Origin of the sequence: Nocardioides sp., assembly GCF_016462705.1 — a bacterium.
Classification (GTDB): Bacteria; Actinomycetota; Actinomycetes; order Propionibacteriales; family Nocardioidaceae; genus Nocardioides.
Genome location: NZ_JAEMSS010000118.1, coordinates 1 through 13,555 on the forward strand (window position 1 = coordinate 1; position 13,555 = coordinate 13,555).

Consider the following 13,555-nt stretch of genomic DNA (forward strand, 5'->3'; position numbering starts at 1 on the left):
GGGTGGGACGAGTCATATCGGGGCAAATCCTCCCACGGGTCAGGGCGTGGTCCGATTCCGCGTCCCGGCGTACATGCGTTGACACGTATATACGCCAGATCGTATGTTCGCGGCATGCCCCTCGCCCAGACCCTGGACGCGATCGCCGAGCCCACCCGGCTGCGCATCCTCGACGCCGTCCGCGACGAGGAGCGGTCCGTGACCGAGCTGGTCGACCTCGTCGGCATGCACCAGCCGGGCGTGTCCCGGCACCTCAAGGTGCTGCGCTCCGCCGGCCTCGTCGACGTACGGCGCGACGGCCAGCGCCGGTGCTACCGATCCCGGTTCGCGCCCCTGCACGAGCTCGACGACTGGCTGGAGCAGCACCGCCGGGCCTGGGACGCCCGGCTCGACCGCCTCGAAGCCCACCTCGACCGGAAGGACCCCTCGTGACCACCACGACCCACTCCCGCCACGGCACCGTCGAGCGACACGGCCGCCGCGGCTCGATCCGGTTCGAGAGGGTGCTCGCCCACCCGGTCGAACGGGTCTGGGACGCCATCACCACCCCGGAGGGCCTGGCTGCCTGGTGGCTGCCGTTCGACGCGTCGATCGACATCGACCTCACGGCCGGCGGCCTGATCGCCTTCACCGCCCCCGAGCTCGGCGAGGACGCGATGACCTGCGAGATCCTCGAGCTCGACCCGCCGCACCGGCTCGTGCACACCCACTTCGACCGCTCCATCACCCTGACCTGGGAGCTGACGCCCGACGGGGACGGCTGCCTGCTGCGACTGAGCCAGGACACCCCCGACATCGCGGCCGCGCTCGCCGAGGGTCACATCGTGGGCCTCCACCACTCGCTGGACCGGCTCGAGCCGGCGCTCGACGCGGCGCCGCAGGCCTGGGACTGGGACCAGCTGCCGGTCATCGAGGCGGAGTACCGGTCCCGGCTGCTCGACGCGTACGTCGACGGGTTCCGGGCCGGGGACCACGACGCCATCCTGGCGTGCCTGACCGACGACGTGACCTGGGACATCGTGGGGCACGCGACGGCCAGGGGCACGGCCGAGTTCGACGCCCTGATCGACGGCCCCGAGGGCGCCGGCCTGCCGCGACTGACCCTCGACCGCACGGTCGCGCAGGACGACGTCGTCGCGGCGTTCGGGACGGGCGAGTTCGACGACGCCGACGGCGTCACGCACTCGTTCCGCTACGCCGACACGTTCACCTTCCGGGCCGGCCTCATCTGCGCGGTCGAGTCCTACGTGGTCCCCACGTGAGACACGGCCTCACCGGGAGCCCCCGGGCGCGACCAGCCCCCGGTCGAAGGCGTAGACGATCGCGGCGGCCCGGTCGCGAAGGTCGAGCTTGGTGAAGATCCGGCCGATGTGGCTCTTCACGGTCACCTCGGAGATGACGAGGGCGCCGGCGATCTCGCCGTTGCTCAGCCCTCGCCCCATGAGCTGGAGCACCTCCAGCTCCCGTTCGGTGAGCGGCGTGTCGACGGGCGGGGCGACCTCGGGCGCGCTGCGGAACGCGTCGAGGACCCGTGAGGTGACGGCCGGGTCGAGCACGGAGCGGCCGTCGGCGACGGCCAGGACTCCCCGGACCACGTCCTCGGCCGGGCTGTCCTTGAGCAGGAACCCGGACGCACCGGCCCGGAGCGCGCCGGCCAGCAGCTCGTCGTCGTCGAAGGTGGTGAGCACCAGGACCGGCGGGGCGTCCGGCTCCCCGCGCAGGGCACGGGTGGCGTCGATGCCGTTGACCCGGCGCATCCGCAGGTCCATCACCACGACGTCGGGAGCGTGCGCCGCGACGGCGGCCGGCACCTGGTCGCCGTCGTCGCACTCGCCCACGACCAGGACTCCGTCGCGCCGGCGCAGGACCCGGCGCAGTCCCGACCGGACCAGCTCCTGGTCGTCGACCAGCAGCACCCGGACCAGACCCTCGTCACCCTCGGTCACGTGGTCTCCAGCCGGGTCCCGACGCCCGGGCGGGTCAGGCCGCGGGTCAGCCGCGGCAGCGGGCACGTGTGCCCGGAGCGGTCGCGGACGGTCTCACCGCGGGGCAGCTCGACCTGGACGACCCATTCGCGGCCTTGACGACCGGCGCTGAGCCGGGCCCCGAGGAGCTCGGCCCGCTGGGCCATGCCGCCCAGCCCCGACCCGCCGGCACCCCGCACCGCGTCGTCCGGCACCCGGTTCCGCACCGTCAGCCGACCAGGGTCGGACTCCAGGTCGAGGGTCACGGACGCAGCGGCCGCCGGGCAGTGCCGCGCCACGTTGGTCAGCGACTCCTGGACGAGGCGGTAGAGCCCCAGCCCGGTCGCCGGCGGGACCTGGGAGAGGTCACCCGTGGTCGTGAGCTCGACGTCCATGCCGGCCGCCTGGAAGTCCGCGACGAGGACCTGGATGTCCTCGACCGTCGGGGCCGGCGGCTGGGCGGCACCGCCGTCGCCGAGCAGACCCACGGTGCGGCGCACGTCGGAGACCGCTTGGCGACCGACCCGCTCGGCCTCCCGCAGCGCCTCGACCGCCTCGGCGGTGTCACCGCCGTCCTCCAGGTCGCGACGGGCGGCGGTGAGGTGGAGCATCGTGACGCTGAGCGAGTGCGCGACCACGTCGTGCACCTCCCGCGCGATCCGCTGCCGCTCCTCGAGGACAGCCTGCTTCTCCCGGATGGCGTGCTCCCGCTGCTGGTCCTGGATCCGGAGCTGCTGGGAACGCATCACGTAGCCGAGGTCCATCGCGCCCACCATCGACACCGCCCAGATCATGACGGCCTGGCCGGGCATCGTGCCGTGGACCCCCAGCCCGATCACGATGGCCTCGCCGACCACCATCGCGGTCAGGCCGCGCCAGACACCGGCGCACGCGGTCACGTGGCCGGCCATCAGCACGAGCAGGAGCGGGGTGACGTCGTACTCGACCGGTCGCCAGACCATCAAGGTCGTGGTGGCGCCCCCGGTCAGGGCCAGGAACGCGAGCCAGCTCCGCGCCTGCCACCAGAGCTCGACGACCCAGGGCAGCAGCGCGACCGCGACCAGCAGCACCGAGATGGGCAGAGCCTCCCGGCCGCGTTGCGCCACCGCGAGCACGCCGGACACCAGGGCCGCGGAGTCGATGACGGCGGCGATCCACAGGGGGTAGTCGGGGAGGCCGCTCGCGACCCAGCGCCGCTTCATGCGCAGCACGTAGCCCGGCACGTCCACACGGCGAGAGTAGGCGCGGACGGGGCGGTCCGGCATCCGACCAGGGTCGGAGGCCTCACGTCCAGGCCCCACCCCTGGGCGGGTGCCGAAGACCCGTCCCGCGGCGGCTGCCGAGCGGCCCGACCCTTCCTACTGTCGTGTCATGACCACCCAGCACCGCGACCCGACCGCCGCTCCCTCGTGGTCGCAGGTCCACGCGCACTCGGCCTCGCTGCGCGAGGTCGTCAGGGCCCTCGACGCGGGCCTCCCCCTCCCCGACGCCGCGGCCGGGCCGTTCGCCGACCGGGACGAGCTGCTGCTGGCGCTGCACGGCGTCTGGTCGCGGCGGCTGCACGGGCGCATCGACGTGGCCCTCGAGACCGACGGCGGTGCGCTCGCGGAGTGCGTCGGGCGGGCCTGGCTGGACACCTCCGACGACCTCCCCGGAACCCGCCGGGTGCTCGACGAGCACGCCGACGAGCCCGTCCTGCAGCGCGTCCTCCGCACCGAGCACCGGACGATCGCGGTGGCCGCGGGGCTGGCCACCTTCGACGACCCGCCGTCGGCCAGCGCGGCCGTCGGCGCCCGCTTCGTCGCCACGCTGCGCCGTCGTCCGACCGCGCCCGTCGCTCGCGTCAGGTGGTGGCGCAGAATCCTCGGGTGAGCCCTGCCCCGGCGTACGCCTCGCTCGTCCCCGTCGGCCGCACCGCGCGCCGCATCGAGTGGACGCACCTGCCACCCGGTGTGCGCGACGCCGTCGAGGGACAGCTCGGCTCAGCCGTCGCCTCCGCCGACTCCCGCCGGTCCGGCTTCACACCTGGCTTCGCCTCCGTCCTGAGCACCGAGGACGGCGGTCGGCACTTCGTCAAGGCGGCCTCGACCAAGGCCCAGCGGATGTTCGCCGAGGCATACCGCGAGGAGGCCCGCAAGCTCGAGTCCCTCCCGCCCGGGGTCCCGGCCGCGGAGCTGCAGTGGACCCTGGACGTCGACGACTGGTTCGTGATCGGCCTCGAGCACGTGGAGTCCCGGCAGCCGGGCCGCCCGTGGAACCGCGCGGACCTCGACGCGTCGCTGGACGCCCTCGAGCTGGTGGCGGACCTGCTCACCCCGGTCCCCCCGGCGCTCAGCCTCGACACGGTCGAGGAGGAGTTCGCGGCGTTCCCCGGCTACTGGGACCACCTACGCGTCCACCACTCGGGCCTCGCCCACCTCGAGGAGGCCGCCGAGCTCGCCGCCCGGTACCGCGAGGTCGTGTGCGGTGACACCCTCGTCCACACCGACGTCCGCGACGACAACATCCTGATCCGGGCCGACGGCACCGCGGTGCTGTGCGACTGGAACTTCCCGTGCGTCGGAGCGGCGTGGCTCGACACGCTGCTGCTCATGATCGGCCCGCGCGGCGACGGCCTGGACGTCGACCGGGTCCTGTCCTCGCGACGGCTCACCCGCGACGTACCCGCGGAGAGCATCGACATCCTCCTGGCGTTGCTCACCGGCTACTTCCTCCGGCAGAGCGACGAGCCGGTCCCGCCGACGTCCCCGCACCTGCGCGACCACCAGCGCTGGCAGGGCGACGTCTGCCTCGAGTGGCTCGCCGAACGCCGGGGCTGGTGACCGGCTGGCAATTTCGGGTTGGCGGGCGCTCGCTGTTAACCTTGTCCGTCGCGCTCGGCGTGCACTCAGAGCGCTCTTCTTCGTCGTCCAGTCATCCGATCTCACGAGAGTTCACCTGTGGCCAACATCAAGTCCCAGATCAAGCGGAACAAGCAGAACGAGAAGCGTCACGAGCGCAACAAGGCCGTCAAGACCGGCCTCAAGACCGCCGTGCGCAAGTTCCGCGAGGCCGCTGAGGCCGGCGACAAGGACCAGGCCGTCGAGCTGGGCCGCGACGCCGCCAAGAAGCTGGACAAGGCCGCCTCCAAGGGCGTCATCCACAAGAACCAGGCCGCCAACCGCAAGTCGGCGATCGCCAAGAAGGCCGCCTCTCTCTGACGCTGTCACCGCCGACCCGCCCGTGCTGACCGGGCGGGTCGAGCCCATTTGTGGGCCTGCTCGTGGGCCTATCGGTGCGCGGTGTCGGTGCGCAGGCCTGCGATGGTGAGCACCAGCCGCTCGAGCGTGTAGGACGCGTCGCTGGCCGCACCCTTGATGTCGGCGTCCGCCTGGGCGACGGCCCGGATCGCCCGGGCCAGCCCGTGGTCGGTCCAGCCGTGCGCCTGGGCCTTGAGGTCCTTGAGCTTCCACGGGGGTACGCCGACCTCGCGGGCGAGATCGGCCTCGCGGACGTTCTTGGCCGCCGCGCGGTAGCGCGCCAGGCCGCGGGCCGAGCCCGCGAACGCCGAGGTGACGAAGGTGGAGGGGACGCCGGTCGCCATCGCCCAGCGCAGCTCCTCCAGGGCCGCCTGGCTGCGCCCGAGGAAGGCGGCGTCGGCGATCACGAAGGACTTGCCCTCGGCCTTGCCGCCGAAGTAGCGCTTCACCACCTCCTCGGTGATCGGTGCCCCGTCCGCGTCGTGGCTGAGCTGGTCGGCGGCCGCGGCGAGGCTGCGCAGGTCGGACCCGACGGCGCTCACGAGCGCCTGGGCCGCCTCCTTGTCGATCCGGCCGTGGTGCGAGCGGACCTCGGCGGTGACGAATCCGGCGGCCTCCCAGGCCTTGAGCTCGACCGACTTGTGCTCGACGACGGTGTCGAGCCTGCGGAGCTTGTTGAGCACGCCGACCCCACGCACGCCGCCGCCGTGCACCAGCACCAGTGCGACGTCCTCGGACGGCGCCCGGCAGTAGTCGAGGAGGCCGTCGACCGACGCCTCCGGGAGGTCCTCGAGGCCGCGGACGACGACGCACCGGATGGAGGAGAAGAGGGACGGGGCGGCGAGCTCACCGAGCGTCGCCAGCGTGAGGTCGGAGGCCGCGGTCTCCGACAGCTCCGACTCCGGGTCGTGCGCCCGCACGGCGGCCCTGGCGTCCCGGACGGTCCGCTCGTTGAGGAACTCCTCCTTGCCCGTCACCAGGGTGATGCGACCAAGTGGTGCCAGCGGTGCGTCCACGTCGGCAACCCTGTCACACCCTGGGGACAGAGCGCCCGCGCGTGACCACCTCCGGCTCGCCGTCGCGGACGACCACCGCGAGGTCGCCGTCGGTGTCCGTCCGAGCCACCACGGCACCGATGGCGGTCAGCGGATCGAGTGCCGACGCCGCCGGGTGCCCGTAGTCGTTGTCCGCGCCCACGCTGACCAGCACGACCGCGGGCTCGAGCGAGACCAGCCAGTCCTCGTCCTGGTGAGCACTCCCGTGGTGCGGGATCTTCAGCACGTCGACGTCGAGCCCCGGGAGCGTCCTGGCCAGCATCGCCTGCCCCGGTGGCTCGACGTCGCCGGTGAGCAGGATCCGCATCCCGGCGGTCTCGGCGAGCAGCACCACGCTCGCGTCGTTGGCCCCCGAGCCGTCGCCCGGCCCGCGCGTGGCGGGACCCGGGAGCGGCCACAGCGTCTGCAGGGAGAGCGGCCCGTACGACGTCGTCGTCCCGTAGCCCGCGTAGCGCGGGGCGAGCTGCTCGGCGCGTGAGGTCTGGAGCACCTCGTCGACGGCTCGTGGCGGATCGAGGAGGCGGGTGACCACCACGTCGTCCACCGTCCGGCCGTCCAGCACGCCCGCCAGCCCGTCGACGTGGTCCGCGTGGAAGTGGGTCAGCACCACCAGGGGGAGGTGGTCGACGTCGAGCCGTCGCAGGCACGCGTCGACCGCCTGCGGATCCGGCCCGGCGTCGACCACGACGGCCGAGTGTGGACCCGCGCTCAGCACCAGCGCGTCGCCCTGGCCGACGTCACAGGCGACCAGCACCCAGCCGTCGGGCGGCCACCCGAGGTCCGCGGGGCGCACCACCACGGCGACGACCAGGGCCAGGCAGCAGCCGATGCCGGTGGCCGGCCGTCGCAGCAGACCGGGCGCGGCGAGCGCCACGAGCACGACCAGCACGGTGAGCACGACCAGCGCCGACGCGCCGGTCCCCCACCCGACGGCGGCCGCGGGCAAGGCGGCCCCGCGCTCGGCCACCTCGATGACCCAGGCGACGCACGTCGCGGCGAGAGTCCCGGGCAGGCGACCCGCCGGGCCAGACACCACCCCGACCAGGCCGCCGGCCAGACCCAGCACCGTCGCCGGCCCCACCGCGGGCGCCACCAGCACGTTGGCGGCGACGGCGACGAGGCTCACCTGTCCCGAGATCGCGGCGACCACGGGGGTGCAGGCGAGCTGGGCGGCCAGGGGGACCGCGACCGCCTCGGCCAGCCACCGCGGCAGCCACCGGGCCATGGCGTCGCGCATCCCCGGGGCGAGCACCAGGATGCCTGCGGTGGCGAGCACCGACAGGGCGAAGCCGGCCGAGACGGCGAGACCGGGGTCGACCAGGACCAGCACGAGCACCGCGACGCCGAGGGCCCGCAGCCCTCGCTGCCGTCCGTCGTGGCCCAGCCCGATGAGTGCGACGGTGCCCATGACGGCGGCCCGCAGCACGCTCGGCTCGGTGCGGGCGAGCAGCACGAACCCGACGACACCGGCCGCCCCGACGACGACCAGCCAGCGCCCACGCACCCGGGACCAGCGGGCCAGGGTGAGGAGGAACCCGACGACGAGGGTCAGGTTGGTCCCCGAGACGGCCAGCAGGTGCGTCAGCCCGGTCGTCCGGAAGTCGGCCTCCACGTCGTCCGGCAGACCGGAGTCGTCCCCCACCACGAGGGCGGGGACCAGCTCCCGCTGCGCCCGCGGCATGTGCGCGACCGACTCACGCAGGGACTCGCGCACCGCGGCCGACCCGCGCCACCAGACGTCGGGGGCCCGGCGCACCTCGGGGTCGCCGCTCGCGACCAGCAGGCCGGCGAGGTCGTGGTCGTCGGCCGGCGCGAGACGCCCACGGAGCGCGACGGTGGCGCCCAGGGCGGGGCGGGGCGCATCGGCGGACATGAGGACCAGCACCGGTGTGACCAGGGACGTGGTCGCGCCCCGGCCGCTGACCTCCGTCACCCGGAGCCGCCACACCACCTGGTCGGTCCGCCCCGTGGTGACCCGGACGGGGTCGGAGGCGACGGTGCCCTCGACCGCGACGACGGCGCGCTCGCCGGCGAGCTCGGCGACCGGGTTGTGCGTCACCTGGTGCGCCCGCAGCACGGTGACCATCACCGCACCGAGCAGCACCAGCAGCGTCGCCGCGAGGAGCGGCCCGCGGCGGGGACGCGCCCGCTGACGGGCCGGCCCAGTGGCCAGCCCGGTGGCCGGCCCAGTGACCAGCCCGGTGGCCGGCCCCGTGACCAGCACAGTGGCCAGCGCCCCGACCACCAGGGTTGCGAGTCCGGCGACCAGGACGGGCGTCGGGACCGCGTCCGTGGCGCCGAGGACGGCACCGACCCAGGCCGTCGCCCCCAGCAAGGGCATCCGGAGGTCCGGACGCTCCGCGGGCTCGTCGCTCACACGGTCACGTGCGGCGCGATCTTGGCCAGGGTCGCCTCGCCGATGCCGTCGACCTCGAGGAGCTCGTCGACGCTCGAGAACCCTCCGTGCGTGTCACGCCACGCCACGATGGCGGCCGCCGTCACCGGCCCGACCTCGGGCAGCGTCTCGAGCTGGCCCTCGTCGGCGGTGTTGAGGTTGACCAGCGCCGCCGGCGCCCCGCCGGCCGCCGGCGGCGAGGTGGCCGCGACCCCCGGCGGGGCCGGGACACCCACGAGGATCTGCTCGCCGTCGATGAGGACCCGGGCCAGGTTGAGGTCGGAGACGTGGACGCCGGGCCGGACACCGCCGGCGGCCTCGAGCGCGTCGACCACCCGGGAGCCGGCGTCCAGGACCGCGATCCCCGGTCTGCGCACCTTGCCGGCGACATCGACGGTCACGGTGGCAGGGCTGGTCGCGGGGGCGGCCGCGGCGCCGTCACTGACCGCGGCCACGGCTGCGTCGGGACCTGCCTGCGCCGGCTGGACCAGCGCCCCCGTGGGTGCGGCGATGGCTCGCCCTGCGGCCGGCTCGGCGTCGGAGCGCACCACCCACCAGGCCGTGACCGCCAACCCGACGGCGACAAGAACGGCCACCACCGCGAGCTGCGCCGGGCCGAGGAGGACCCGGCCGCGCAACGTCGCCGGCAGGAGACCGCTGCCGAGGCGCACCCGGCGGGCCGCGTGCCGCCCGGGGACGGGCACCGGCGGAGCCGGAGACGAGTGCGGACTCGCTGTCGAGGGCAGTCCCGGCGGTTCTGCCCACGTCGCCGCGGGTCGCCGGGACTCGGCCAGGCGGGTGTGCTCGTCCCACCACTCCCCCTCCTGCCGCCGGCCGGCCGGGGCCGGCGGTGGCTGGACGGCCGACAGCTCCGCGCTCAGCAGCGCGAGGCGTCGGGTGACGGCGTCCTGGTGCTCGGGGCTGGGTCGACGGGATCGCATGCCGCGACGCTAGGAACGAGGAGCCCCAGACGTCCCGGGCCGGGACCCGCACCTGTGGACGGCCGCCCCCAAGGTCCCGTTGTGGACCGGGAACGGACGGGCGTCGGAGTCAGAGCAGCGGGGCGACGCAGACCGCGAGCATGCCGGGCCCCACGTGCGCCCCCAGGACGGCGCCGAGCTCGCCGCACCACACCTCCCGGCCCTCCAGGTTGTCCGCCAGGCGTTCGGTGAGGTGCTCGGTCAGCTGCCCGGCCCGGTCAGGGGACGCGAGGTGGGCCACGCAGACGTCGACACGGGACTCGCCCGCCGCCTGGACCGCCAGCTCCTCGAGCCTGGCCAGCGCCCGGCTCGACGTCCGCACCCGTTCCAGGCTGGCCACCTTGCCGTCGGCGATCTCGAGGAGCGGCTTGACCGCGAGCGCCCCGCCGAACAGGGCCGCGGCCGCCCCGATCCGGCCACCGCGGCGCAGGTACTCCAGGGTGTCGACGTAGAACAGGGACGAGGACCCCGCGGCCCTGGCCCGCGCCGCCTCCGCTGCCTGCGCGGCGGAGCCCCCCGACGCCGCGACCTCCGCAGCCGAGATCGCGGCGTACCCGGTCGCCACGCCCACCTGCCGGCTGTCGACGGGCACGACCGGCACGGAGGCGTCCCGGGCGGCGAGCTGCGCCGACTCGAAGGTGCCGCTCATGTCGGAGGACAGGTGCACCGAGACGATCTCGGTCGCACCGAGCGCCACCTGCTGCTCGTAGACCTCGAGCAACGCGGCCGGAGTGGGCCGGGAGGTGCTGACCGGGCGGAACTCCTTGAGCGCCCCCGCGACCAGCTCCGGCGTCGCGCCTTCCGAGCCCTCGTCGTAGACGTCGGCTCCGATCACCACCTGAAGTGGCACCACGACGATGCCGTGGGCGGCCGCGACCTCGGGCGGCAGGCTCGCCGTGGAGTCGGTGACCACGACGACCGGCCCACGTGACATGGACCGGAGGCTAACGCGTCACCGCCAGCATCAGGCGATCAGCTCGCGGAGCCGCGCGGCGACCTCTGCGACGCCGGTGGGCTCGCCGTAGGAGCTGTCGAAGAAGCTGCCGTGGTCGCCGGGCAGGTCCGCCACGGGCCGGCCCAACCTGCCCGCGACCGCCCGGCCCCCGCGGGCGGCCGGTCCGTCGCCGGACTCGACGCCCACCGCGATGACCAGCCGGTCACCGAGCGCGTCCAACGCCTCCGGGTCGGGCCGGTAGAGGTTGCAGGCCGGCATGTTGCGCATCAGCGGGTTGTCCCGGCTGCCGTCGTCCTCGGCCGACTGCCCGAACATCGCCGGGTCGGGGGCGGGCTGGTCGAGGTAGTCGGCCGGGATCTCGCTCTGCGCCATCACCAGCTGGATGAACTTGGCCATCGCCGGTCCGTTGCCCGACGACGCGTACGTCGTCGTGATGTCGAGGATCGCCGCCATCAGGACCTCCCCGTCCGGGAGGCCCTCGAAGATCGGCGGCTCGTGCGACACCGCGGTGCGGACGTCCTCGGGGTGCGCTGCGCAGAGCGCGAGCAGGTTGACCCCGCCGCCGCTGCTCCCGAACGCGTCCACGGGACCGACGCCCAGCGCGGCGATGACCCGGTGCAGGTCCTCGGCGTGCTGCTCAGGCGTGATCTCGCCGGTGCCGGTCGGGTTGCGGCCGGCCCCGCGTGGGTCGTAGGTGACCACGGGCCGGTCCTCGAAGTGGCTGGCGAGGCTGCCGAAACCGGAGGCGTCCATGGGCGAGGCGAACATGAACAGGGGCGTGCCGGAGCTGAGGTCGCCGCGGACGTCGTAGGTGATCAGGTCGTCCCCTTCACCCACGGTGAAGGTCTGCTTCTCGGTCATGCCGGTCAGACTGCCGTGTCCACTCGGACTCATCGCCTAGACGACGATGTTGACCAGCGCCGGCTCGCGGACGATGACCCGGCGCACCTCGCGACCCTCGATGGCCCGGATGACCGACTCGTCGGCCAGCGCCAGCGACTCCAGGTCGGCCGCGCTGATCTCCGGGCTGACCTCCAGCCGGGCCTTCACCTTGCCCTGCACCTGGACAACCGCCGTGACCGCCTCGACGACCAGCAGCGCCGGGTCGACGGCCGGCCAGGACGACCGGGCCACGGTCGGCTCGTGCCCCAGCCGCTCCCACATCTCCTCGGCCGTGTACGGCGCCACCAGGGACAGCAGGACCGCCACGGCCTCGGTGGCCTCGCGCACGGCGGGGTCGGCCGGGCCGCAGCCGGAGTCGATGGCCTTGCGGGTGGCGTTGACCAGCTCCATGACCCGGGCCACCAGGACGTTGAAGCGGAACCCGTCGACCAGCTCGGCGGCGTCGTGGACCGTGTGCGCCGTCGTACGCCGCAGGGCGACGTCGCCGCCGTCCGGCGACGTCCCGACGGGCGAGGTGACGTCGCCGCTCAGCCGCCAGGCGCGCTGCAGGAAGCGCAGCGACCCCGAGGGCGACATGTCCGCCCAGTCGATGTCGTCCTCGGGAGGACCGGCGAACACCAGCGTCAGCCGGACCGCGTCCACGCCGAAGGCCGATAGTTGCTCCCCCAATCGCACGCCGTTGCCCTTGGACTTCGACATCTTGGCACCCTGGTTGATCACGGTGCCCTGGTTGAGCTGGGCCGAGAACGGCTCGCGGAAGCCCACCAGGCCCATGTCGTTCAGCACCATGGTGAAGAACCGGGCGTACAGCAGGTGCAGCACCGCGTGCTCCACCCCGCCGATGTAGACGTCGCACGGACCCCACGCGTTCACCAGGTCGGTGTCGAACGCCTGCGTGTGGTCCTGCGGGGAGCAGTAGCGCAGGAAGTACCACGACGAGTCGACGAAGGTGTCCATCGTGTCGCTGTCGCGCTTGGCGGGGCCGCCGCACGACGGGCAGTCGACGTTGACCCACTCCTCGGCCGCGGCCAGCGGCGAGACGCCCTTGGGGGTCAGGTCCGCGCCGCGCAGCTCGGGCAGCACGACCGGCAGCTGGTCCTCCGGGACCGGGACCTCGCCGCACGCCGGGCAGTGGACGATCGGGATCGGCGCGCCCCAGTAGCGCTGGCGCGACAGCAGCCAGTCACGCAGCCGGAAGTTCACCGCGCCCCGGCCGGCGCCCTGCTGCTCCAGCCAGGCGATGATCGCGGTCTTCGCCTCGGCGATCTCCATGCCGTCCAGCGAGATGTCGTCGTTGGCGGAGTTGATCGCCGGCCCCTGGCCGGTGAAGGCCTTGCCGCCGTCCTCCTCGAACCCCTCCGAGGGCTGGACGGTCCGGACGACGGGCAGGTCGAACTTCTCGGCGAAGTCCCAGTCCCGCTGGTCCTGGCCGGGCACCGCCATGATCGCGCCGGTGCCGTAGTCGGCCAGCACGTAGTCCGCGGCCCAGATCGGGATCCGCTGCCCGTTGACCGGGTTGACGGCGTAGCGCCCCAGGAAGACGCCGGACTTCTCCCGGTCGGTGGCCAGCCGCTCGATGTCGGAGGCCTTGCGGACCTCCTCCAGATAGGCCTCGTACGCCGGTCGCTGCTCGTCGGTGACCAGCTGGGCCGCCAGATGGGCATCCGCCGCCACCACCATGAACGTCGCGCCGAACAGGGTGTCGGGCCGGGTGGTGTACACGGTCAGGGGCTCACCGTCGACGACGTCGAAGGTGACGTGAGCGCCCTCGGACCGGCCGATCCAGCTGCGTTGGGCGTTGATGACCCGGTCGGGCCACGACGTCTCCAGCTCGTCCAGGTTGTCCAGCAGCTCCTGGGCGTAGTCGGTGATCTTGAAGTACCACTGCGTCAGCTCGCGCTTGGTCACCTCGGCACCACAGCGCTCGCAGTGCCCGTCGATGACCTGCTCGTTGGCCAGCACCGTCAGGTCGACCGGGCACCAGTTGACCGGGCTCTCCTTGCGGTAGGCCAGGCCCCGCTCGCGGAACTTCAGGAACAGCCACTGCGTCCAGCGGTAGTACTC

13 protein-coding genes are annotated in these 13,555 nt (G+C 73.7%); 5 read left to right on the forward strand and 8 right to left on the reverse strand.

Translation table 11 applies throughout. The annotated features are described in order from the left end of the window. Positions 1-114: 114 nt before the first annotated feature. Both JHD21_RS14775 and JHD21_RS14780 read left to right on the forward strand, forming a co-directional pair. Complete coding sequence (locus tag JHD21_RS14775) at positions 115-432, forward strand: metalloregulator ArsR/SmtB family transcription factor (RefSeq protein WP_292676742.1); 318 nt, start codon at positions 115-117, stop codon at positions 430-432. Further along, positions 429-1,262 (forward strand): SRPBCC domain-containing protein, encoded by an 834-nt coding sequence (locus tag JHD21_RS14780; protein ID WP_292676744.1) that lies wholly within the window; start codon positions 429-431, stop codon positions 1,260-1,262. Before JHD21_RS14775 ends, JHD21_RS14780 begins: the two co-directional genes overlap by 4 nt. A 9-nt stretch (positions 1,263-1,271) precedes the next feature. Here the strand turns inward: JHD21_RS14780 and JHD21_RS14785 are convergent, their stop codons facing one another. Both JHD21_RS14785 and JHD21_RS14790 read right to left on the reverse strand, forming a co-directional pair. Further along, entirely contained in the window at positions 1,272-1,946 is a 675-nt protein-coding gene (locus JHD21_RS14785) for a response regulator transcription factor (protein WP_292676746.1), read from the reverse strand. Further along, a complete protein-coding gene (locus tag JHD21_RS14790) occupies positions 1,943-3,193 on the reverse strand; it encodes a histidine kinase (protein WP_292676748.1) in 1,251 nt (416 codons plus the stop codon). The genes JHD21_RS14785 and JHD21_RS14790 overlap by 4 nt, the downstream gene beginning before the upstream one ends. A 142-nt stretch (positions 3,194-3,335) precedes the next feature. Between JHD21_RS14790 and JHD21_RS14795 the strand changes: the two genes are divergently transcribed. From JHD21_RS14795 to rpsT, 3 genes are all read left to right on the forward strand, one after another. Then, positions 3,336-3,836 (forward strand): hypothetical protein, encoded by a 501-nt coding sequence (locus JHD21_RS14795; protein WP_292676750.1) that lies wholly within the window; start codon positions 3,336-3,338, stop codon positions 3,834-3,836. Continuing rightward, complete coding sequence (locus tag JHD21_RS14800) at positions 3,833-4,786, forward strand: hypothetical protein (RefSeq protein WP_292676752.1); 954 nt, start codon at positions 3,833-3,835, stop codon at positions 4,784-4,786. Before JHD21_RS14795 ends, JHD21_RS14800 begins: the two co-directional genes overlap by 4 nt. A 117-nt stretch (positions 4,787-4,903) precedes the next feature. Beyond that, on the forward strand, positions 4,904-5,164 hold the full coding sequence (gene rpsT / locus JHD21_RS14805) for a 30S ribosomal protein S20 (RefSeq protein WP_292676754.1): 261 nt from the start codon (positions 4,904-4,906) through the stop codon (positions 5,162-5,164). 68 nt (positions 5,165-5,232) lie between these two features. On the opposite strand, the gene holA is transcribed toward rpsT, so the two are convergent. From holA to leuS, 6 genes are all read right to left on the reverse strand, one after another. Beyond that, positions 5,233-6,219: a DNA polymerase III subunit delta gene (holA, locus tag JHD21_RS14810; RefSeq protein WP_292676756.1), complete on the reverse strand. Its 987-nt coding sequence runs from the start codon at positions 6,217-6,219 to the stop codon at positions 5,233-5,235. A 13-nt stretch (positions 6,220-6,232) separates the two neighbouring features. Further along, the gene (locus JHD21_RS14815; RefSeq protein ID WP_292676758.1) at positions 6,233-8,635 is read right to left on the reverse strand and encodes a ComEC/Rec2 family competence protein; all 2,403 of its coding nucleotides are present in this window, start codon (positions 8,633-8,635) and stop codon (positions 6,233-6,235) included. Then, positions 8,632-9,594, reverse strand: coding sequence for a ComEA family DNA-binding protein (locus tag JHD21_RS14820; protein WP_292676760.1), 963 nt, complete (start codon positions 9,592-9,594; stop codon positions 8,632-8,634). Before JHD21_RS14820 ends, JHD21_RS14815 begins: the two co-directional genes overlap by 4 nt. A gap of 109 nt (positions 9,595-9,703) precedes the next feature. Beyond that, the gene (locus JHD21_RS14825) at positions 9,704-10,567 is read right to left on the reverse strand and encodes a DegV family protein (RefSeq protein ID WP_292676762.1); all 864 of its coding nucleotides are present in this window, start codon (positions 10,565-10,567) and stop codon (positions 9,704-9,706) included. Positions 10,568-10,597: 30 nt separating this feature from the next. Beyond that, on the reverse strand, positions 10,598-11,449 hold the full coding sequence (locus JHD21_RS14830; RefSeq protein ID WP_292676765.1) for an alpha/beta hydrolase: 852 nt from the start codon (positions 11,447-11,449) through the stop codon (positions 10,598-10,600). A 36-nt stretch (positions 11,450-11,485) separates the two neighbouring features. Then, on the reverse strand, positions 11,486-13,555 hold a 2,070-nt coding region (gene leuS / locus JHD21_RS14835; protein ID WP_292676767.1), incomplete at its 5' end, for a leucine--tRNA ligase.